Below are 21,736 nucleotides of genomic sequence, written 5' to 3' on the forward strand. Positions count from 1 at the left end.
CCTGATTTAGATGTAATACAGCCTGCATATTAAACTCAGGCCGTCTGAAAAACCAATATCGAAAATTTCTTTCTTTATAACTTTTGGTTCAAGCGCGGTCAATATCCACTGCGCTCAAAAATCAATGTAACGGCAACTACAGCCTGCATCACGACGGCAACCATCCAACCTGCCCACATCTGCCGCATACTGAAAAGAGAGGCAGACTGCTTGCAAACAACCACACGGTGCAGATAAAACACCAGCATCAGGACGCCCTGCAATGCAAACCAATAAATGGGTTTCAAAGCATAAATTTTCAGTAAGGCCGCCCATGCAAAAACCGCGCCAGCCAGCGGCAAGATGAAATAAACCACGCCTGCCAAGAAAACAAAAGCCAAAGTCATGACGACATTGGAAACCGCAAATAAGGTTAAACCGGCATATTCGCCTGCCGACCAAAACTTTTTGTCTTCCGTTTTACTACAGTCATCGATAAAGAAGAAAATACTGGCGATTGTCAGATAAAAATGAGGGATGAACAAAGGGCCTGTATGCGTAAAGCCCCACATTCCGGGCAACAAGCGTGCACCCAATGCCGAAACCCCCAGCCACAACAACACCGTAGCCCAAAGCCATTGAAACCGCTGTGCGCGAAAAATAAATGCCAACGATACCGCAGCATACGCGACGGCAAACCAAAAATCCAAAGAAACCATCATGAATACTGCAACTCGCCTTCAAAAACGGTTTCAGCAGGGCCGGTCATTTGCACATCGCCACCTTCTTCCCAACTGATAAACAATTCGCCGCCAGGCAGAGTAACACGCACAGGCGCACCCGCTTTCAGCAAGCCATTGCGCACGCCTGCCACCACTGCCGCACACGCTCCAGTGCCGCAAGCCTGAGTTTCCCCCACCCCGCGTTCAAACACGCGCAGGCGGACTGACAATTCATCTTCAACCTGCAAAAAGCCGACATTGACCCGTTCAGGAAACTGCCCGTGCGATTCAATAGCGCCGCCCCAATGCTCCACCGGTGCGGTTTCAACATTATCAACCAAAATCACCGCATGCGGATTACCCATATTCACGCAGCTTACCGGTACAGACTCCAAACCGACTAAGACAATATGTGTCAACGCATCTTCCGTTTCACCATGCGCAGGCACAAACGGAATTTCAGACGGCATGAAACGCGGTTTACCCATGTTGACGGTAACCAAACCGTTATCCAACAGCTTCGGCACAATAATCCCTTTGGCCGTTTCGACTAAAATTTCCGTTTTATCCGTCAAACCCTTATCCGCGACAAAACGCGCAAAACAACGCGCTCCATTGCCACACTGCTCTACTTCCTGACCATCGGCATTGAAAATGCGGTACCGAAAATCGACCGCATCAGAAGAAGGCTTCTCCACTACCAAAAACTGATCAAAACCCACGCCGCGATAGCGGTCTGCCCATTGGGTAAGCGGCGCAGCCAACGGATCAAAGTCCTGCTCGATGGCATTGACCACCATAAAATCATTGCCCAAGCCGTGCATCTTCGTAAATTTCAAAGTTTTCATTATTCATTCACATTCTTATTAAATCATTATTTCGGCACATTCTACACCAGAATGATATATTCGTTTCTATCTTGTTCTTCAGACGGCATTGCGCCCTTTTACCAATACTAACACCAGCCACCCCGCAAAAATACTATACTTCTCACATTACAAACATTTCTTATTACAAGGATACACATTATGAAAAAAGTTCTCTTACCTGCCCTTTTGGCCGCTTCACTCAGCGCATGTACAGTCGGCACGCCAGGTGTTTCCGTCGGTTTAGGCGTCGGCACCAGCATCGGCCGCCATGTCGGCTTGGGTACATCCATCAACATCCCTGTCGGCTTGGATAAAACCAAAACCACCAAAGGCACGGATTCAGACGGCATCCGTATCTCAGAAGAACAAATCGTGACCTATTTCGATGCACACGGCACACCCAGCAACAGCGCAGTCAAAGGCGGCTTCCATCGCCAACTGATCAGCAAACGCAACAACGAATACGTTGTCCAAGACTTTTACAGCGACAACAGCCAAAAACGCACGGACCCCTACGTCCTCAGCCGCAACCAACTGATGCAGTTCCGCGCCACGCCAAGCAACGGCTCGCTGACCACTTACGCCTACAACGGTACAGTGATGCAGCAGCAAGTATTCCAAAACGGCAAATTGGTTACCGCCAAATACTAAAGGCCGTCTGAAACGGCTGGGAAGCATGTGAAACTTGATTACAAAATATTTTTAACATTCAAACATTTGAAATATTTTGCACCATTTTCTTGAAAATACTGATTGACACATTTTTTCCAGCCATTATAATACGCCCCATTCCCCGATAGCTCAGTCGGTAGAGCGACGGACTGTTAATCCGCAGGTCCCTGGTTCGAGCCCAGGTCGGGGAGCCAAATTTCAAAAGCCTGAACTGCTGTTCAGGCTTTTTTACATCAATAAGGAACGATTGTTCTTTCCCAAAGAAAGCCCATGAATCCTCATGAGACCTTTGCCAAGGTCTCTATCCGCCAAACTGGCAACCTTACGCCCTACCCGCTTCGTCTGGCGAACAAGTGCAAACAGCCCGAAACCTTTTTTCAGTCAGGTTTCGGGCTGTTTCGTTTTTTGAATGAACGGCATCTTTTCAGACGGCCTTGTCCATCAAATTTGGCACATCATTTCACACACGGATTATCTAAAACGACCGAGACATTGCGTTCGGCTTTGTTTATATACGTCATGTGGACTTTCTTGCCTTTGAACTCTGCCTCGACGGCGGATTCCAGCGTGGCAACATCTTGGGGGAAGCCGAATTTTTTGTCGTTTGCAGCAATGAATTTGACCGGTTTTTCATGGAACAGCGAGTAGAAAGACACGCCTTTATTATCTGCGGTCACGGCGCATTGTGTTTTGCTGTCGGTGGCGATGACGGAGGAAAGCGTATGGGGCTTGTGGGTACGGTCGGCGAAGGTGGTGTAGGAATCATACGACCCGAAGCTGGTTCTTAATGCAAAGGTATTGCCAAGCCATTTATGGCTTGTCCTGTCTTTGGGAAGATTTTTTTCGATGGCTTTTTTGCCTGCAAAGAAAGAGCATTCTTGGGTTTTGTGGTTGCAGACTTTTTTAATGCTGAACTGCTTGTCCGGAGAAGTAAGGATGGTTTCGGCGGCAAAGCTGTTTGCGCTTGCTGCGGCGAGCATACAGCTTAGAAGAAGTGAGCGGATGGGAAGGGACGGTTTCATTTTGTTTGGTGTGTCGGTTGGTTTTTATAGTGGATTAAATTTAAATCAGGACAAGGCGACGAAGCCGCAGACAGTACAGATAGTACGGAACCGATTCACTTGGTGCTTCAGCACCTTAGAGAATCGTTCTCTTTGAGCTAAGGCGAGGCAACGCCGTACTGGTTTAAAGTTAATCCACTATAATATTGATTGAGTGGGTTTGAATGCAATAAACACTCAATATACCTTCGGCGGAATGACCGTAGATATGTTGATTTTAATCTGCAAAACAGATAGTACGAAGGCCGTCTGAAACTGATTTTTGGCGTTTCAGACGGCCTTTGTTTGCTTTGCAGCGGGGGTTAGCGGAAGAAATCGCCCATGCCTGCCGGCAGGCCTTGGGTAAATGCACCCATGGTTTTGTTGGTTGTTTCCTCGGCTTTTTCAGAAGCGGCATTGATGGCGGCCAATACCAAATCTTCCAGCATTTCTTTGTCGTCAGCGGCTTCTTGAATTAAATCAGGGCTGATTTCAAGTTTGCGAACAACGTGCGAACACGTCATCACAACTTTCACTAAACCATTGCCTGCTTCACCTTCAACTTCGGTTTCAGCCAGCTTGGCCTGTGCCTTTTTCATGTTTTCCTGCATTTGTTGAGCCTGCTTCATCAGGCCGCCTAATCCGGCTTTTCCGAACATGTTTTACTCCTATGGGTTTGAATAAATGGGTTTCACTCATGCCGTCTGAAAAACGCTATTGCCTGTCAGACGGCCTTGTATGTCAGTATTTTAAGAATGCCCTGCCAACTCTAAAGAATCCGGCAGCCATTGCGCTTCAAAGGTTTGCAAGATTGTCTGCGCCGTTGTATCCGCTTCCAGCAAATCTTGCGCCTGCTGCCGCCCTTCTTCTTGAATACGGTTGCGGCGCATCACCGGCGTTTCCCAGCCTTTATCATCCTGCCAAGGCTCGGTTTGCAGCCTTAAATTGCCAAGATGGTAGGCCTCGCTCAACGTCTGGCAGATTTTGTCCAAGCGCTCTTTATTGGCAGTGGCTTTGGCTTCATCCGTCAACGACAGCATGATTAAACCTGCTTCCGCATCATAACTCGTCCATGCCGCATTTTGCGCCAACATCTGCGCCGCGCCTAATTTACGGGCGAAGCGTTCGATAATGCTGTGCCAATTCTCTGTTTTAAACTCAGGCAAAGGAGCGAATTGAAGCTCTTCTTCATCTCCTTCCTCTTCTTCAGGCTCAGCAGACGCAACCGGCTGAGGTACTTCCATCACATCAGAACGGTGTGAATCTTCATATGTATATGCTTCATCAAAAAACGGGGGCGGAATTTCCTCATCCATATGCGGATATGCTTCCGGTTCAGGGGCCGTCTGAACTTTTGCAACAGGCAATGGCTCCGCTGCTTCTTGTATCTGTACCGTTTGAGTTTGAGGCGGCTCAGCCGACACTAGGCTCGGCATGTCTTCCCAAGGCGGTACATCCGCCTCTTGTTGCTGAATAGGCTGAACGGTTTCTTCAGACGGCCTTTCAACGATATCCTGTTTGCTCGGAACAGCCCCTTTCTCAACCGCCGGTGCTGCTATCGGCTCAGATTTCGGCAGCTGAAAAGGCTTTTTTTCGGCCTCAGCTTTCTGATGGTCGGAATGCAAATCCGTGTGTTCAATCTGACTTTGCGTATCGCAACCCGAAGCGGCCAACGGCGCAAATGCAAGCATGCGCAAAAGCGTCATGACAAAACCGGCATACTCGTCCGGAGCCAGCGGCAAATCCTGTTTACCATGAATAGCACATTGATAATAAAGCTGAATCTGCTCGCCACTCAAAGCCTGACTTAATCGCAGCAAAGTTTCACGTTCAGGGTCGTCATTCGCCAAGGCGGAAGGAATGGTTTGAATCAAAGCCAAACGTTGCAACAGCATGGCCAATTCTGCCAATGCGCTGTCAAAACCAATCGCTCTGGCGGACATTTCCTGAGCTTTTTCCAGCAAGGCCTCACCGTTTTGATTGATGATTCCTTCAAGCAATTCAAACAAGTATTGTTTATCGACTGCTCCGATCATCTGGCAGACATCTTGTTCGGCAACTTTACCCGAACCCATGGCAATCGCCTGATCCAAAAGGCTCAACGCATCGCGCATCGAACCGGCGGCGGCACGTCCCAAAAGTTGCAAAGCCTGCGGCTGATAAGGAACGTTTTCACGATCCAAGACATATGCCAAATGCTCGGCAACCTGCTGGGTTGTCATGTTGCGCAACACAAACTGCAGACAGCGGCTCAATACGGTAATGGGGACTTTGTGCGGATCGGTGGTCGCCAAAATAAATTTAACGTGCTCAGGCGGCTCTTCCAAAGTCTTCAGCATGGCATTGAACGCGCTTTTGGAAAGCATATGCACTTCGTCGATGATATAGACTTTGTATTTACCCGCAGTCGGCGCGTATTGCGCGTTTTCCAATACTTCGCGGATATTGTCGATACCGGTATTAGATGCCGCGTCAATTTCCAATAAATCCACATAACGGCCGCTGTCGATTTGCGTACAGCTTTCACACTGACCGCACGGCTCACCATGCACGGCATTTTCACAGTTCAAGCTCTTGGCCAAAATCCTGGCAATCGTGGTCTTGCCCACACCGCGCGTCCCTGTCAGCAGATAGGCATGGTGCAGACGGCCTTCGTCGAGCGCGTTGCGCAGAGCTTTGACGACGTGTTCCTGACCGACCAAATCGGCAAAGGTTTTCGGACGCCATTTTCGTGCAAGAACTTGATAAGCCATGTTGTTTCTCTACGGGAAATAAATCGGAAGGCCGTCTGAAAAGAATTATCCGCTTTTCAGACGGCCTCAGAAAATGGCATATATTCTAGCATTTTTTTGATTTTTATTAAGGATTTTCTATCAAGCCCACAGCGACAGCATGTCATCTCAATGTTAGAATGCTACATAAATGATAAACAATTTAAAGCTTAAATCATTATGTCTGAAATCATACTACGCAACCAATCAGCCACTATGAAAGTTAATACAATGGGCGGATATATTGATTCTCTGATTCTGAAAGGACGGGAAGTCTTATTTCCGAAAACCAGCGTCCAAGTCGCCAATGACACAAAATTACGCGGTGGCATGCACGTTTGCTTACCCCAATTCGGACCGGACAGCAAAAATCATCTGGCCCAACATGGTTTCGGCAGAACTTCAGACTGGGAAATCCGCCATCAAAATGAATCGGATATCGGCTTAAAATTAATCAGCACAGAAAAAGGCTATGAACACGTCGAATGGTTGCTTGATTACAGTCTGCCTAACGAAAATGAAGCCATCGCCATCCTAACTGTCTGCAATTACGGCGAATCACCCGTCCGCACGTCCCCAGGATTCCACCCCTACTTTACCGCCGCCGGCACACAATTTGATTTCAACGGCGCCCCATACGATGCCGACTATATCTCCCATACCGAATTTGTTTCCTCCGACCAGGATGCACACGTTGCATTTGACGGCTTGAAACTGGATATCCGTACCCACAATCTGCCTGTGTATGCCCTTTGGAGCGATCGAAACGGTCAATATACTTGTGCAGAGCCAACCGCAGAAGGCAATGCGTTTTTATCCCCTGCCCGAGGAGGACAGTTTGTTTCAGGACACAGCAAAAAACGTTACGCCATGAAAATCAGACTGATAGCTTAACCCCCTTTACAAATCCTCGATATTTAAAAACCACCCCAAAGGGTGGTTTTCTTATGGCTTACAGGCCATTGTTATTGATTGCATTCGCAATATCGCGTACCGCTGTTACATACATGCGGCTGTGGTTGTATTGCCATACTGTGTAGAAGTTATTCAGGCCCAAATAGTATTCAAATACGCCCGGGCTGGTTTCCAAAGCATACAATACAGCCTTTTCATTATCCGCAACAGCAGCTTGAGGCACGACACCCAAAGCTTTGAAATCCGCAACAGTACGTGTCAAAGCAGTTTTCTCATCGATAATCGCCTGCAAGTGCGGAGTAATCGTCAGACTTACCGGCACAACCATCTTACCGCCGGTCTGCCAGCCATGCTGTTTCATATAATTGGCGACAGAAGCCGCCACATCGCCAACATTATTCCAAATATCACGATGCCCGTCACCATCATAGTCCACCGCCCATTTACGGTAGCTTGAAGGCATAAATTGCGGCATGCCCATCGCGCCGGCATAGCTGCCTTTAAAGTCAAAGATATTTTCTTTTTCTTCTTTTGCCATCAGCAAAAGTTCGCTCAATTCGTTTTGGAAAAATTCGGCACGGCGGGGATAATCAAAGGCCAATGTACTCAAGGCATCGGCAACGCGGAAGCTGCCCGTATTTTTGCCGTAATTGGTTTCAATACCGAGAATCGCCACAATCAATTCGGCAGGTACGCCGTATTTGCGCGCCACATCATCGATTACGGCACGGTTTGCCGCATAGAATTGTCTGCCGCCGTTAAATTTGGCTGCACCGGAGTTACCGGTGCGGAATTCATACCACGGACGCGAAGTGCTTGGGCGGTACATAATGGTAATAATATTGCCTTTATACACCACGCCATTAAAGAAATTACGCAATTCTTCCGCACTGAAACGACGGTTTTTCACTTCATATTGGATAAACTGCTGAACATTGACGTTTTCATTAAAACCGCTACTGGCAACAGATTCAGCCGCAGCATCAAATACAGGTCGTTTTGCAGAGGAAACAGGCTCGACAGGTTTTGCCGTATCAACAGCAGGCTTTTGCGGAGTGCCGCATGAAGCTAAAGCCAAAGCAGTCAGACCTATCCCAAAAATTTTAATTTTATTCATAAATAATCTCTTTACTAAATAATACGACAAACCCGAACACGAATGAATATTCGGACAATACATCATCTCTCTATGCCAACCGCCATACTTTTTAATCAGCCAAAAATATAAACAACTCGGCACCGATTTGCTTCGGCTCAAACACATAAACAAGGCCGTCTGAAATCCAAGGAAACCCTTGATTTTCAGACGGCCTTGAATGAATCAATTACTCAGCGGCTGCAACAACAGCAACGGTAATTTTAGCAACAGCGTCAGTGTGCAGAGCCACTTCAACTTCGTATTCGCCAACAGCTTTCAAAGGACCGTTAGGCAGACGTACGTTTGCTTTAGCAGCTTGGATACCGGCAGCAACAATCGCTTCAGCGATATCAGCATTGGTAACAGAACCGAACAGACGACCATCAACACCGGCTTTTTGAGCAACAGTAATGGTTTGGCCTTCCAGTTTTTCTTGACGTGCTTTAGCATCAGCCAAGATTTCAGCTTGTTTGGCTTCCAATTCAGCACGACGTGCTTCGAATTCTTTCATGTTGGCTTCGGTTGCACGTTTTGCTTTACCAGCAGGGATCAGGAAGTTGCGTGCGTAACCGTTTTTAACGGTAACGATGTCACCCAAGTTACCCAGACCGCCGATTTTTTCTAACAGAATAATTTGCATGATTTAAACTCCAAAATTATTTGTGTTGATCGGTGTAAGGCAACAGAGCCAGGAAACGGGCACGTTTCACAGCAGTAGCCAACTGACGTTGGTAGTGTGCTTTAGTACCAGTAATGCGGGCAGGGATGATTTTGCCGTTTTCAGAGATGAAGTCTTTCAACAAATCAACTTGTTTGTAATCAACTTCTTGGATTTTTTCAGCCGTAAAGCGGCAGAATTTTCTACGTTTGAATGATTGACGAGCCATTGTCGTTTAACCTTTATATTCTTTAATGTTCTGTATGCGTAGTACCGGCTTGGGGAAGCGTTGGCTGCGTTGCGCCAAAAAACCTTCCGACTCGATGATGGCATCTTGCCGATACTGCCATTCCTCAGCCTGCTTACCTAAAATCCGCGCAGGAATTTCAAATTTGACCAGACATTTCTGTCCGTTTTCTTCCTGCCAAGATTCATGTTGCAACACAACATCTAAAACAGGAATTCCTGCCGGCGTATATCTCAAAGGCTGAACCTGTAAAATACGGGCGGTAAGCTTAATCAGATTGTTCAATCTTATTCGACTGCTGCAACTTCTTCAGCTGCACCGTTCAGCAAGTTTTTTGCTTTTTCGCCTCCCAGCATTGGGGAAGCTTCAGTTACAGCGTGTTTTGTTTTGATGGTCAGGTGACGCAGTACGGCATCATTGAAGCGGAAAGCAGTTTCCAGCTCTTCAACCACTTCAGGAGTAGTTTCGATATTCATCAAAACATAGTGTGCTTTGTGGATTTTGTTGATTGGGTAAGCCAATTGACGACGGCCCCAGTCTTCCAAACGGTGGATTTTACCGTTGGCTTCAGTAATCATGGTTTTGTAACGCTCAACCATAGCAGGCACTTGCTCGCTTTGATCAGGATGAACGATAAACACGATCTCGTAATGACGCATGTTATCTCCTTATGGATGATTAAAAACAGCCTTTCACCATGCGAAGTAAAAGGCAAGGCAAAGAGGCTGAATTTTATCCGCATTTCTTAAAAAATACAAGTCCGGATTCAAAATCCACTTTCTTTTCAATCAAAAAACAACATTAGGCCTTATGGTTATTTCCTAGCAAACTACTCAACTATCTGCCAAAAATCTGCTAAAATCTGCCCCATCCTAATAAATACAGCATCAGAAGGCACACAATCATGGCTCTTTTGCAGATTTCCGAACCCGGCATGTCCGCCGCCCCCCATCAACACCGCCTCGCCGTAGGCATTGATTTAGGCACAACCAACAGCTTGGTAGCCACCGTACGCAGCGGCAGCGCAGTCTGCCTGCCCGATTCAGACGGCCGCACCACCCTACCTTCAGTTGTCCGTTATTTGGATGGCGGAGTTGAAGTCGGCAAAAACGCCCTTTCTGCCCAAAAAACCGATCCGCTAAATACAGTCAGCTCCGCCAAACGCCTGATCGGCCGTACCCTTACCGACCTCGCACAAGAGGCGCAATACCTGCCCTATCGATTTACACCCAATGAGCGCGTGGTCGAGTTAAACACCCGTCAAGGTGCAAAAACGCCTATCGAAGTATCTGCAGAAATCCTCAAAGCCCTCAAATCTCGTGCTGAAGAAACATTGGGCGGCGATTTGGTCGGTGCCGTCATTACTGTACCCGCTTATTTTGACGATGCCCAACGTCAAGCTACCAAAGATGCCGCGCGCTTGGCAGGCTTGAATGTCTTGCGCCTCCTCAACGAGCCGACTGCCGCCGCAATCGCCTACGGACTGGACAACGCCTCAGAAGGCACGTTTGTCGTTTACGACTTAGGCGGTGGCACATTCGACGTATCCGTATTGCAACTGACCAAAGGTCTGTTTGAGGTTAAAGCTACCGGCGGCAACAGCGCATTGGGCGGCGACGACTTCGACCATCGTTTGTTCTGCCACCTGCTCGAACAAAACAACCTTTCCAAACTCAACGAACAAGACAGCCAGCTTCTGCTTTCCCTTGTCCGTAGCGCCAAAGAAAAACTGACCACTCAAACCGAAGCCGTCATTGAAACCACACTTTCAGACGGCCATAAAGTTCATACCGTCATTACCCGCCAAGAGTTTCACAACCTGACCCAAAATCTGGTACAAAAAACCATCGAACCCGTCAAACAGGCTTTGAAAGATGCCGGCGTGACCAAGGCAGATGTCAAGGGCGTGATTATGGTTGGTGGCTCTACCCGCATGTTGCACGTTCAACAAGCAGTTGCCACATTCTTTGGTCAAACCCCACTGAATAACCTCAACCCTGACGAAGTCGTCGCGCTCGGCGCCGCCATACAGGCAAATGTCCTTGCCGGTAACAAAACCGACGGCGAATGGCTGCTGCTGGACGTTACACCTTTGTCGCTTGGTTTGGAAACCTACGGCGGTCTTGCCGAAAAAATCATCCCGCGCAACTCCACCATTCCTACCGCACGCGCGCAGGACTTCACCACTTTCAAAGACGGTCAAACCGCCATGACGATACACGTCGTACAAGGCGAGCGCGAACTCGTTTCCGACTGCCGCAGCCTTGCCAAATTTACTCTGCGCGGCATTCCGCCCATGACCGCAGGTGCAGCGCGTATCCGCGTGACCTTCCAAGTTGATGCCGACGGATTGCTGTCCGTTTCCGCACAAGAACAAAGCACCGGCGTACAGGCGCAAATCGAAGTCAAACCTTCCTACGGTTTGGACGACAGCACCATCACCCAAATGCTCAAAGACAGCATGAGCAACGCTGCCGAAGACATGGCCGCACGCGCACGCGCCGAAGCCGTGGTCGAAGCAGAAAGCCTGACCGATGCCGTCAACGCCGCCCTTGAGTTGGATAGCGATTTGTTGGAAGCCGAAGAATTGCAACAAATTCAACAAGACATCGCCAACTTGCAAGGCCGTCTGAAAGACGGCAAAGCCGAAGACATCCGTGCCGCCGTTGCCAAACTCAGCCACAGTACCGACAACTTCGCCGCCAAGCGCATGAACCGTAACATCCAACGCGCGTTAACAGGGCAAAGCGTTGATAATATTTGATGCCTAAACAGTTTCAGACGGCCTCGGAAGATACAAAGGTCGTTTATCTAAATATCCAAAAACTGAAACGATTTCTTTTATGCGACTCTGGCACCAAACCCTTATCCCCCTACTCCCCCGTGCCCAGCTTTTGGGGCAACACCGCGAATGCGCCGCTTTACGCGGAGCGGGCTGGGGCAGGCCGCATGCGACGGTTAATTACGTTTTTACCCATTCGCCCTACAAACTCTATCTATATCACGCGTTGATTATGGAAGAGATGAAAAAGCGCGGTTACAAACCCGATGCTTTATGGAAAGACCCGCTATATCGCGGTAAAGCCGTTGCCCCATACCATTCGCACGCAGCTGAAACAGCTACTTCGCCGATTTATGCCGAACATGATGATGCTTATCTGGACGAGTGTTTGGAAAATTTAAGAAGTAAAGGCATCATGTTATAAACCCATTTTCCAGACAGCCTGAATATTGAATATCCAAGGCCGTCTGAAACCACTTTAACCACAACCACTCTTAAACAACCGAGACAATAAAAATGCCAAAAATTACCGTACTCCCACACGCGACATTATGCCCCGAAGGCGCGGTTATCGAAGACGCACCGGAAGGTCAAACCGTCCTTGACGTGCTGCTCGACCACGATATCGAAGTCGATCACGCCTGTGAAAAATCCTGTGCCTGCACAACCTGCCACGTGATTATCCGCAAAGGTTTTGACAGCCTGGAAGAACCAACCGAATTGGAAGAAGACCTGCTCGACCAAGCATGGGGCTTGGAAGCCGATTCACGCTTGAGCTGTCAGGCAGTCGTTGCCGATGAAGATTTGGTCGTAGAAATTCCTAAATATACGATCAACCACGCGCGTGAAGACCATTAAAACAAGGTTTAATGAAAAGGCCGTCTGAAACCATAAATTCATGGTTTTCAGACGGCCTTTTGGTTATGCAGCAAACTATTTGATATGAGGGAAAATAAAACGCATACGTGAAATCTGCATAGAGGTCACTTTCTGCGTAGCGGAGTAATTTTCAATTTTTTCTTGCATTCTGATTCGATGCATATTGCCATTATAACGGGGAGCAGCATTCTGAGATTTGTTTACGGTCGGCAGCTCAGCCTCTGCCTTCAACACTTCCTCCGCCTCAATGGCCGAAAGTGCAGCCTCATCTCTTACCAAACCGAAACGCTCGATAATGGCATTGGCTTCATCTATATAATGAGATTTGTCCGCGCCATTTTCCAACACTGCATCTTCAAGCACGACCGACAAATGCTTTCCGCATTTTTCGATACGCTCGGCGATGCGCGAATAAACCATCCAACGTTTCAACCTCAATGCACCTGCATCGTCATTGGGTGAAGCAGCATCCAGTTTAATCAAGCCATAGTGCTTGCCGTAATACAGACGGAACACCAGCTGCTTCAAACCTTCTGTTTCGTCCAGCATCCGATAAAGTTCGCGAACCAACAGCAGCAAACGGTCAAATGCGCCTGCTTTGGACAGATACTCCGGATCATCGGAAGCGAGCGCGTAAATCAGTTTGGACAGCTTGGCGTTGAGTGCGTTATTCATCTTTTTTCCTTTTATTTTTAAGCGATGGATTTTCTTAAGAGCCATTCCAAAAAATTTGGTTGCATAACAAAGTGTAAATTTTGTATGAAAACCAAATCATTCAAAGCGGAATAGAAAGTGTAAAACGGCAGATTCAAAGAGAATATGCCGTAAGTTTTAAGTGTCTTGCCGTATTTTAACGCAAATATGCTATTTTGTTAAAAAATAACATCATTATTTATCTGCCCATCTTCCGTAAAACAATCTGGCAGTCCGACTTCTTCTTGATTAAAATAATTACTAATAGCCCAAACCCAATAAAGGAACACATCATGAAATGGACAGATACCCAACGCATCGCCGAAGAACTCTACGACTTACACGGCGACAGCATCGACCCGAAAACCGTACGTTTCACCCAACTGCGTGATTTGATTATGGCTCTGCCTGAATTTGACGATGATCCGGCGCGTTGCGGCGAGCGTATTCTCGAAGCCGTGCAACAAGCATGGATAGATGAAGCAGAATAATCTTTCCTCCCTTCCCTATCAAACAAGACCTCAGGCAGTTTTTCAGACGACCTGAGGTCTTTATTAAATCTATTCATACAATTTCGGAAAATTTCGAAATTGACTCATACCAACCTCAAATTTATTATGCAGTCTGACAACAAATAAAAGATATGCAGAAGGTGCATAACCATGAATCACGCTCGAGAAATCGCCGCTTTAAACAACAGCCTTTCAGATTTAAAAGGCGACATCAATGTTTCGTTCGAATTTTTCCCGCCGAAAAACGAACAAATGGAAACCATGCTGTGGGATTCCATCCATCGCCTGCAAACCTTGCATCCGAAATTCGTTTCCGTAACCTACGGTGCAAACTCCGGCGAACGCGACCGCACACACAGTATCGTTAAACGCATCAAACAAGAAACCGGCCTTGACGCAGCCCCCCACCTGACCGGTATCGACGCCAGCCCTGACGAGTTGCGCCAAATCGCCAAAGATTATTGGGACAGCGGTATCCGCCGCATTGTCGCCCTGCGTGGCGACGAGCCGCCCGGCTACGAGAAAAAACCTTTCTATGCCGAAGATTTGGTCAAACTGTTGCGCTCCGTTGCCGACTTTGATATTTCCGTAGCGGCCTATCCAGAGGTGCACCCGGAAGCCAAATCCGCACAAGCCGACTTAATCAATCTGAAACGCAAAATTGATGCGGGTGCAAACCACGTTATTACCCAATTCTTCTTCGACGTGGAAAGCTATCTGCGCTTCCGCGACCGTTGCGTGATGATGGGCATTGACGTTGAAATTGTTCCCGGCATCCTGCCCGTAACCAATTTCAAACAATTGACCAAAATGGCCCAAGTGACTAATGTCAAAATCCCAAGCTGGCTGTCTAAAATGTACGAAGGTTTGGATGACGACCAAGGCACGCGCAACCTTGTTGCCGCCAGCATCGCCATCGACATGGTCAAAGTCCTCTCTCGCGAAGGTGTCAAAGACTTCCACTTCTACACCCTCAACCGCAGCGAACTGACTTACGCCATCTGCCATATTTTGGGTGTGCGCCCCCGTTAATAAAACAGACGGCCTCCCCATTCTGATTTACAATATCGAACATTCAGGCCATACCGGCCTGATTCAAAATTCCAACTAGGAGAGTTAACATGACAACATTGCATTTTTCAGGCTTCCCGCGCGTCGGTGCCTTCCGCGAATTGAAATTCGCACAAGAAAAATACTGGCGCAAAGAAATCAGCGAGCAAGAATTGCTGGCTGTTGCTAAAGACTTGCGCGAGAAAAACTGGAAACACCAAGCTGCTGCCAACGCCGATTACGTTGCCGTAGGCGATTTCACTTTCTACGACCACATCCTCGACCTGCAAGTTGCCACCGGTGCCATCCCTGCCCGTTTCGGCTTCGACAGCCAAAACCTGTCTTTGGAACAATTCTTCCAACTGGCGCGTGGTAACAAAGACCAATTCGCTATCGAAATGACCAAATGGTTCGACACCAACTACCACTACTTGGTGCCTGAATTCCACGCCGATACCGAATTCAAAGCCAACGCCAAACACTACGTTCAACAACTGCAAGAAGCCCAAGCTTTGGGCCTGAAAGCCAAACCGACCATCGTCGGCCCATTGACTTTCCTGTGGGTAGGTAAAGAAAAAGGCGCTGTCGAATTCGACCGTCTGAGCCTGTTGCCTAAACTGTTGCCTGTTTACGTTGAAATCCTGACTGCCTTGGTTGAAGCCGGTGCCGAGTGGATTCAAATCGATGAGCCTGCTTTGGCTGTCGACCTGCCAAAAGAATGGGTAGAAGCATACAAAGACGTTTACACCACTTTGAGCAAAGTAAACGCCAAAATCCTGTTGAGCACTTACTTCGGTTCTGTTGCCGAACATGCTGCTTTACTGAAATCCCTGCCTGTTGACGGCCTGCACATCGACTTGGTACGCGCTCCTGAGCAATTGGACGCATTTGCCGACTACGACAAAGTTCTGTCTGCCGGCGTTATCGACGGCCGCAACATTTGGCGCGCCAACCTGAACAAAGTTTTGGAAACTGTTGAGCCTCTGCAAGCCAAACTGGGCGACCGTTTGTGGATCTCCAGCTCTTGCTCTCTGCTGCACACTCCATTTGACTTGTCAGTTGAAGAAAAACTGAAAGCCAACAAACCTGACCTGTACTCTTGGTTGGCATTTACCCTGCAAAAAACCCAAGAATTGCGCGTTCTGAAAGCCGCATTGAACGAAGGTCGCGATTCTGTTGCCGAAGAACTGGCTGCCAGCCAAGCTGCCGCCGACTCACGCGCCAACAGCAGCGAAATCCACCGTGCAGACGTTGCCAAACGCCTTGCCGACCTGCCTGCCAACGCAGACCAACGCAAATCTCCATTTGCCGACCGTATCAAAGCGCAACAAGCATGGTTGAACCTGCCTCTATTGCCGACTACCAACATCGGTTCTTTCCCACAAACTACCGAAATCCGCCAAGCACGCGCAGCCTTCAAAAAAGGCGAACTGTCTGCCGCCGATTACGAAGCCGCGATGAAAAAAGAAATCGCCTTGGTGGTTGAAGAGCAAGAAAAACTGGACTTGGACGTACTGGTACACGGCGAAGCCGAGCGTAACGACATGGTTGAATACTTCGGCGAATTGTTGAGCGGTTTTGCATTCACCCAATACGGCTGGGTACAAAGCTACGGCTCACGCTGCGTTAAACCACCTATCATCTTCGGTGACGTAAGCCGTCCTGAAGCCATGACTGTCGCTTGGTCTACTTACGCACAAAGCCTGACCAAACGTCCGATGAAAGGTATGTTGACCGGCCCTGTCACCATTCTGCAATGGTCTTTCGTTCGCAACGATATTCCTCGCTCTACCGTGTGCAAACAAATCGCACTGGCCCTGAACGACGAAGTATTGGATCTGGAAAAAGCAGGCATCAAAGTCATCCAAATCGACGAACCTGCCATCCGCGAAGGTCTGCCTTTGAAACGTGCCGATTGGGATGCCTACCTGAACTGGGCCGGCGAATCGTTCCGCCTGTCCTCTACCGGTTGCGAAGACAGCACCCAAATCCACACTCATATGTGCTACTCTGAGTTCAACGACATCCTGCCTGCCATCGCCGCTATGGATGCTGACGTCATCACCATCGAAACTTCACGTTCCGACATGGAGCTCTTGACTGCATTCGGCGAGTTCAAATACCCGAACGACATCGGCCCGGGCGTTTACGACATCCACAGCCCACGCGTACCGACTGAAGCTGAAGTTGAGCACCTGTTGCGCAAAGCCATCGAGGTTGTACCGGTTGAACGTCTGTGGGTAAACCCAGACTGCGGCCTGAAAACACGTGGCTGGAAAGAAACTCTGGAACAACTCCAAGTGATGATGAACGTAACCCACAAATTGCGTGCCGAACTGGCTAAATAATGTGAGTTAGATGAAAAGGCCGTCTGAAAATTTTCAGACGGCCTTTTTTTATTTATCAATATTTAAAACATAAAGATTACGACTTCAACAACTTACAAAATCCCTGTCGTTGTATGATGTTCTTCCACTCCTGATGTATACACGTTCTGAGTATGGTGATACACAGTCTCTTTAGTCGTTTCAACAATATGGTTGGCTTCTGACAAAATATCGCTCAATGCCACTTTACTGTCGGTCGTATTCACTTTTTTCAGTGCTGCGCCGTTATGGCTATTGCCTTCAGAATACGTGTTGATGTCATTTTCAAAGCGCAGCCATGAATCATACAACTTGCCTTTAATGTCCGTCAGGATTTTGTTGTTGGCCACATTTAAAGATGCCTTACCCTTAGGGTTGGTACTGTGTACGTCTATCAAAGCATCATTCAAATTACCGCCAAGTTTCAATGTATTATTGGTGATGTTGTACTCTTTAGCATTGCTCTTTAAATAAGCAAATTCGACATAGCCGGCAGATTCTTCACGCACGGAAATTTTGTTGTTGTGAATCGTTACCGCCCCATGCATAGCGACATTACCATGGTGTTCTTCCACATAAACCGGTACTGCGCCTTTCATGATCTTGCCGATATCGGCGTCATTGCCGCTGATGGTAATGGTACCGCTGCCCATGCCGTTTTTAGATAAAACGCGGTCATAGGTATCGTTGATGACGGCAATCAGATATTTGGTGGATTCGCCGCTGATCTTGTTGTTTGCCATATTGAGCGTGTAATCCATTTTGCTTTCATGGTTACGGAACTCAATCGCGTAGGTCTGAATATTGTTTTGATAAACCGTCAGATTTTTAATGACATTATCGCTGATATCAAAATAGCCTTTGTCAGCCGAGTGCAAATCTCTGTATTGGGTATTGGTTTGCACCTGAATACCTGAATACATGTGGTAGTACTTGCCCAAGTCATCATCAACATTCAAACGGAAGCTCGGATCTTGAATAATGGTATTGCCGGTAATTTTGACTTTATCCATAGAAAACTGGCGGTTGTAGGCAACAATACCATATAGCCGGTCACCCGTTAACACATTGTTTTCAATGACAATGCCTGTACCATCGTGCACATCCAAACCCTTGCGGTAGTTATGGTCGGTCGTGTTTTTACGGTATGTGATGCCGTAATTGTAGCTACCGGCAGCCACGGCCATACCGTACCCTGTCCCGCCATCCGCTTCGTGGCCGTTCCAATCCAAACGGTTGCCCTCGCCGATAAAGTTTTGTTGGAAACCGATCAGCGCACCGGCAACGCGGTTGTGGTGTAGATACGAATCAACAATACGGTTGTTTTCACCCAAAGGCAGCGCTTCGTATTTTTCATCAATTTCGCCGCTTTGTACGCGCGCTTTAAAGGTCAGTTTTTGACCTTTTTCCGTTTCCAAAGAAGCGGTTGACGTAAACATCACACCAGCACGATTGGCACCGGAAACCTCTACTTTGCTGATTAAAGTATTGTCCGCATCGTTCACTAAAATGCCGTTTACCTTGCCAAAATAGCTTAAGCCTTTGCGGTAAAAATCAGGGTTGGTATATTGAACCGACAAGTCGGCAATGGTTTTATTGTTTTGCCCATCAATCAAGATACCGGCAAATTGGCGAATGTCATCATGGTTGGTGTCCGGATTGAACACACCCGTCTGCGCCTTATCAAACGTTACCTTGGTTTTGCCCATCCCCGAACCAAACAAGCCACGCGCGCCGGAGACGGTTTTATCCATCACAATCTGATTGGAAATATAGTAAGTACCATCCAAGAAAACCATGGCTTTTTCTTTGTGCGCCGCCTCTAAAGCTGCTTTAAATGCCTGAAGGCTGTCTTTCTTACCCTGTGCATCGGCACCAAAATCATTCACGCGGATGTAATTACCGTACTCTTTGGATTCATACACGCGGTATTTTCCAGATAGACTTACCCTGCCTTCGGCATGATCGTCAATTTTGTTTGCTTTACCCGAACTGAGGTGTCCGTCGTGACTATTGATTGCTTTTTTGCCGGAAGAAACGCCCGCTATTTTGTCATGGCCGTCTGAATCCTTCAGATTCTTTTTATGCGCAATTTCAACTGTTTCTTTTCCTTCGGCAATTCTGTCTTCTGCCTCTTTCTCTTTGCGGGCGGCTTCTTGTTTGGCTTTACGCTCTTCAATCGCTTTTTCGACTGCCGCTTTATGCGCTTCTTTTGCGCGCTCAACCGCCTTTGCTTTAGCTGCGGCGGCTTCGGCTATTTTTTTTGCTTTAGCCTCTTCGTAAATTTTTTGCCTTTCAGCCAGGACTTTTTCCATCGATTTATTGACTGGTTTGGCTGCCGTTGCTTTATCGGTAGCGGCAGGTTTATTTGTTACTTTAGGCGCAATGGTGTTTTTACTGGAAACGCTGCTTACAGAAGCAACGCTGGCTCGTGCGACATGCATTTTTGTCACAAGACCGTCTGAAGATGATGAAGTGCTGTCCAATCTTTCTGCCTCAGCTACATGAACCGCCTCTCTCGTTACAGTATTTTTACCGCTTAATTGCTTGGGTTCTGGAAAAACCGACGGACTATCCCCCCAATTTTGAGTGTGTATCCATTCTTTTAGCGGAGAAGATGATTTGGAAGTGGTTTCAGGAGTTGAGGAGCCGTGACGGATATGGGTACGGCCAAGAGGAGCAAGTTTATGTGACATAATCAGCGTATTTCCTTGTATCAAATATCGTTCTTTCCCACCGCACAAGCGTGCAACAAAAAAGTTCGATTGAATAAAGAGGTAAGACGGATTCTGTCGTAACAGCAATTGCCTGTATAAAGGCCAAACTGAAGCTGGCCACTTTGAGAAACTCGGCAGCGTTTCCCCTTCTGCCGGTTTTCTAATTGGAAACGGTAATGGTGTTTAGACAGAACCCTTGGATGACTTTTATAGGCAATCTGTCCGCGCACCATGTATCCGGTTATTTTTGACGGAAATGTATCAGAGTCCCTTTTTAATTGATTAGTTCATCCAAAGTTAAGTTATTTTTGATTTTTATAGCAAAATAAAAATGGTTTTATCTTGCATCTTTTTCCTTTTTGACTTGACAGAGTGAATCCCGCGAAGCCAAAAAGGAGGGAAATTCTAACACGATATGTTTTTAGCATTCCCTATTTAACTAAATTTACAAAATATACAGAATAAATATCTATAACTGTTTTTAACTTCATCGAAAAATCAATAAAATTCGATATTTCCAATATGTATTTTTACAACATGACTATTCATTATATACCGATTATCTTAAAATACTACCGTTTATTTGCAAAATTTAGTATTTTATTATTGCTTTCACCATCTAAAAACCAATAAAAAAAGGCCGTCTGAAAAAATATTTCAGACGGCCTTTTTTTTTATTAAATGCGTTCTATTCAACAAACTTCGACCAACCAGCCGTGTTTGTCTTCTGTCAAACCGTATTGAATGTCGGTAATCGCCTTACGGATTGCGTAACCGCGCTCTTGGCTTTTCACTTCGATTTCTTTGCCGTCAATCACGAAAGAAGTTACCGGAGAAATGACCGCAGCCGTACCGGTCAGAATCGCTTCCGCACCATTCTCAATCGCAGTTTTCAGCTCGTCGACAGTAAAGTTGCGCTCGGTAACAGTGTAGCCCAAATCTTTGGCAACAGTCAGCACGGAATCACGGGTAACGCCGTGCAGGAATTCGTCTGTCAACGGTTTGGTAATGATTTCATCGCCGTTAATCAGGATAAAGTTAGACGCGCCGGTTTCCTGAACGTCGCCATTCGGGCAGAACAATACTTGGTTTGCACCATGCTCTGCTTTGGCTTTCAATACCCAAGGCATGGCGGAAGCGTAGTTGCCGCCGCATTTCACACGACCCATATGTGGGGCGCAACGGATATGTTCGGTTTCCACCAAGATTTTAACGGGCGAACCGGCTTTGAAATAGTCGCCGACAGGAGAAGCCAGAATGTACAGCAAGGCTGTTTCGGAAGGAGAACCGGCTTTGCCGATCACAGGGTCGGTACCGATCAAAGTCGGACGCAGGTACAAAGCGGCAGGCGCATCAGGGATTTCCTCGGCGGAACGTTTGACCAATTCGATCAAAGCATTCAAATAAGCCTCTGTCTCAGGACACGGTAGGTGCAGAATATCTGCGCTTTGCTGCATACGCGCGATGTTAGCAGTCGGGCGGAACATCACGATTTTGCCGTTTGCCTGACGGAATGCCTTCAAACCTTCAAAACATTCGCTGCCATAATGCAAAGCATGTGCGCCGGGGGCGAGTGTCAGGTCTTTGGAAGATTGCCATTCTACCGGTTGCCATTTACCTTCACGATAAGCGATAACGGGCATTTCAGCGTGGAAAACGCTGCCGAATACGGCTGGGACTGGTCTGCTCATGATGATTGCCTTTCTTATTCTGATTTGTAAGATAA

21 protein-coding genes, 1 tRNA gene and 1 pseudogene are annotated in these 21,736 nt (G+C 47.4%); 10 read left to right on the forward strand and 13 right to left on the reverse strand.

The features are described 5' to 3' along the window. Positions 1-98: 98 nt before the first annotated feature. Both DBY95_RS05415 and dapF read right to left on the reverse strand, forming a co-directional pair. Complete coding sequence (locus tag DBY95_RS05415) at positions 99-701, reverse strand: hypothetical protein (protein WP_107723630.1); 603 nt, start codon at positions 699-701, stop codon at positions 99-101. After that, the gene (gene dapF, locus DBY95_RS05420) at positions 698-1,549 is read right to left on the reverse strand and encodes a diaminopimelate epimerase (protein WP_107723631.1); all 852 of its coding nucleotides are present in this window, start codon (positions 1,547-1,549) and stop codon (positions 698-700) included. The genes DBY95_RS05415 and dapF overlap by 4 nt, the downstream gene beginning before the upstream one ends. 180 nt (positions 1,550-1,729) lie before the next feature. On the opposite strand from dapF, the gene DBY95_RS05425 reads away from it, so the two are divergent. Both DBY95_RS05425 and DBY95_RS05430 read left to right on the forward strand, forming a co-directional pair. Continuing rightward, positions 1,730-2,221, forward strand: a complete 492-nt coding sequence (locus DBY95_RS05425; RefSeq protein WP_107723632.1) for a NemA protein — start codon at positions 1,730-1,732, stop codon at positions 2,219-2,221. A 139-nt stretch (positions 2,222-2,360) separates the two neighbouring features. After that, a tRNA-Asn gene (locus DBY95_RS05430) sits at positions 2,361-2,436 on the forward strand. Between the two features lie 261 nt (positions 2,437-2,697). On the opposite strand, the gene DBY95_RS05435 is transcribed toward DBY95_RS05430, so the two are convergent. Continuing rightward, the gene (locus DBY95_RS05435) at positions 2,698-3,264 is read right to left on the reverse strand and encodes a hypothetical protein (protein WP_107723633.1); all 567 of its coding nucleotides are present in this window, start codon (positions 3,262-3,264) and stop codon (positions 2,698-2,700) included. 25 nt (positions 3,265-3,289) lie between these two features. Here DBY95_RS05435 and DBY95_RS10605 point away from each other — a divergent pair. Further along, a pseudogene (locus DBY95_RS10605) lies at positions 3,290-3,352 on the forward strand (transposase); the annotation flags it as partial. A gap of 253 nt (positions 3,353-3,605) precedes the next feature. On the opposite strand, the gene DBY95_RS05440 reads toward DBY95_RS10605, so the two are convergent. Both DBY95_RS05440 and dnaX read right to left on the reverse strand, forming a co-directional pair. Then, on the reverse strand, positions 3,606-3,941 hold the full coding sequence (locus DBY95_RS05440; RefSeq protein WP_003678854.1) for a YbaB/EbfC family nucleoid-associated protein: 336 nt from the start codon (positions 3,939-3,941) through the stop codon (positions 3,606-3,608). Between the two features lie 90 nt (positions 3,942-4,031). Further along, a complete protein-coding gene (dnaX, locus tag DBY95_RS05445) occupies positions 4,032-6,035 on the reverse strand; it encodes a DNA polymerase III subunit gamma/tau (RefSeq protein ID WP_107723634.1) in 2,004 nt (667 codons plus the stop codon). Between the two features lie 198 nt (positions 6,036-6,233). On the opposite strand from dnaX, the gene DBY95_RS05450 reads away from it, so the two are divergent. Then, a complete protein-coding gene (locus tag DBY95_RS05450; protein ID WP_107723635.1) occupies positions 6,234-6,947 on the forward strand; it encodes an aldose epimerase in 714 nt (237 codons plus the stop codon). A gap of 58 nt (positions 6,948-7,005) precedes the next feature. On the opposite strand, the gene mltB is transcribed toward DBY95_RS05450, so the two are convergent. The 5 genes from mltB to rpsF all read right to left on the reverse strand — a co-directional run bounded on the left by mltB (position 7,006) and on the right by rpsF (position 9,670). Further along, positions 7,006-8,085 (reverse strand): lytic murein transglycosylase B, encoded by a 1,080-nt coding sequence (gene mltB / locus DBY95_RS05455; protein WP_070825675.1) that lies wholly within the window; start codon positions 8,083-8,085, stop codon positions 7,006-7,008. Positions 8,086-8,293: 208 nt separating this feature from the next. Continuing rightward, positions 8,294-8,746, reverse strand: coding sequence for a 50S ribosomal protein L9 (gene rplI / locus DBY95_RS05460; RefSeq protein ID WP_003678862.1), 453 nt, complete (start codon positions 8,744-8,746; stop codon positions 8,294-8,296). A 16-nt stretch (positions 8,747-8,762) separates the two neighbouring features. Beyond that, the gene (gene rpsR, locus DBY95_RS05465) at positions 8,763-8,993 is read right to left on the reverse strand and encodes a 30S ribosomal protein S18 (RefSeq protein ID WP_003678863.1); all 231 of its coding nucleotides are present in this window, start codon (positions 8,991-8,993) and stop codon (positions 8,763-8,765) included. 6 nt (positions 8,994-8,999) lie between these two features. Continuing rightward, on the reverse strand, positions 9,000-9,302 hold the full coding sequence (priB, locus tag DBY95_RS05470; RefSeq protein WP_191620669.1) for a primosomal replication protein N: 303 nt from the start codon (positions 9,300-9,302) through the stop codon (positions 9,000-9,002). Then, positions 9,299-9,670 carry a 30S ribosomal protein S6 gene (gene rpsF / locus DBY95_RS05475; RefSeq protein ID WP_107723636.1) on the reverse strand — a complete coding sequence of 124 codons (372 nt, stop codon included), beginning with the start codon at positions 9,668-9,670 and terminating at the stop codon, positions 9,299-9,301. The genes priB and rpsF overlap by 4 nt, the downstream gene beginning before the upstream one ends. A gap of 245 nt (positions 9,671-9,915) precedes the next feature. Here rpsF and hscA point away from each other — a divergent pair, with 245 nt between their 5' ends. From hscA to fdx, 3 genes are all read left to right on the forward strand, one after another. After that, positions 9,916-11,775, forward strand: coding sequence for a Fe-S protein assembly chaperone HscA (hscA, locus tag DBY95_RS05480; protein ID WP_107723637.1), 1,860 nt, complete (start codon positions 9,916-9,918; stop codon positions 11,773-11,775). A gap of 79 nt (positions 11,776-11,854) precedes the next feature. Further along, positions 11,855-12,217 (forward strand): TIGR02328 family protein, encoded by a 363-nt coding sequence (locus DBY95_RS05485; protein WP_107723638.1) that lies wholly within the window; start codon positions 11,855-11,857, stop codon positions 12,215-12,217. Between the two features lie 92 nt (positions 12,218-12,309). Continuing rightward, positions 12,310-12,651, forward strand: a complete 342-nt coding sequence (gene fdx / locus DBY95_RS05490) for an ISC system 2Fe-2S type ferredoxin (protein ID WP_003686005.1) — start codon at positions 12,310-12,312, stop codon at positions 12,649-12,651. Between the two features lie 75 nt (positions 12,652-12,726). On the opposite strand, the gene DBY95_RS05495 is transcribed toward fdx, so the two are convergent. Further along, positions 12,727-13,347, reverse strand: a complete 621-nt coding sequence (locus DBY95_RS05495; RefSeq protein WP_107723639.1) for a hypothetical protein — start codon at positions 13,345-13,347, stop codon at positions 12,727-12,729. Positions 13,348-13,658: 311 nt separating this feature from the next. Between DBY95_RS05495 and iscX the strand changes: the two genes are divergently transcribed. From iscX to metE, 3 genes are all read left to right on the forward strand, one after another. Beyond that, positions 13,659-13,856: a Fe-S cluster assembly protein IscX gene (iscX, locus tag DBY95_RS05500; protein ID WP_003682097.1), complete on the forward strand. Its 198-nt coding sequence runs from the start codon at positions 13,659-13,661 to the stop codon at positions 13,854-13,856. 171 nt (positions 13,857-14,027) lie between these two features. After that, positions 14,028-14,909 (forward strand): methylenetetrahydrofolate reductase, encoded by an 882-nt coding sequence (gene metF, locus DBY95_RS05505; RefSeq protein WP_049323818.1) that lies wholly within the window; start codon positions 14,028-14,030, stop codon positions 14,907-14,909. 89 nt (positions 14,910-14,998) lie between these two features. Then, the gene (gene metE / locus DBY95_RS05510; protein WP_107723640.1) at positions 14,999-17,275 is read left to right on the forward strand and encodes a 5-methyltetrahydropteroyltriglutamate--homocysteine S-methyltransferase; all 2,277 of its coding nucleotides are present in this window, start codon (positions 14,999-15,001) and stop codon (positions 17,273-17,275) included. Positions 17,276-17,367: 92 nt separating this feature from the next. On the opposite strand, the gene DBY95_RS05515 is transcribed toward metE, so the two are convergent. Both DBY95_RS05515 and ilvE read right to left on the reverse strand, forming a co-directional pair. Further along, positions 17,368-19,608 carry a right-handed parallel beta-helix repeat-containing protein gene (locus tag DBY95_RS05515; protein ID WP_107723679.1) on the reverse strand — a complete coding sequence of 747 codons (2,241 nt, stop codon included), beginning with the start codon at positions 19,606-19,608 and terminating at the stop codon, positions 17,368-17,370. Between the two features lie 1,094 nt (positions 19,609-20,702). Further along, positions 20,703-21,701: a branched-chain-amino-acid transaminase gene (gene ilvE, locus DBY95_RS05525; RefSeq protein ID WP_049344435.1), complete on the reverse strand. Its 999-nt coding sequence runs from the start codon at positions 21,699-21,701 to the stop codon at positions 20,703-20,705. Between the last annotated feature and the right edge of the window lie 35 nt (positions 21,702-21,736).

This window comes from Neisseria subflava (genome assembly GCF_003044935.1).
GTDB classification, from domain to species: Bacteria; Pseudomonadota; Gammaproteobacteria; order Burkholderiales; family Neisseriaceae; genus Neisseria; species Neisseria subflava_E.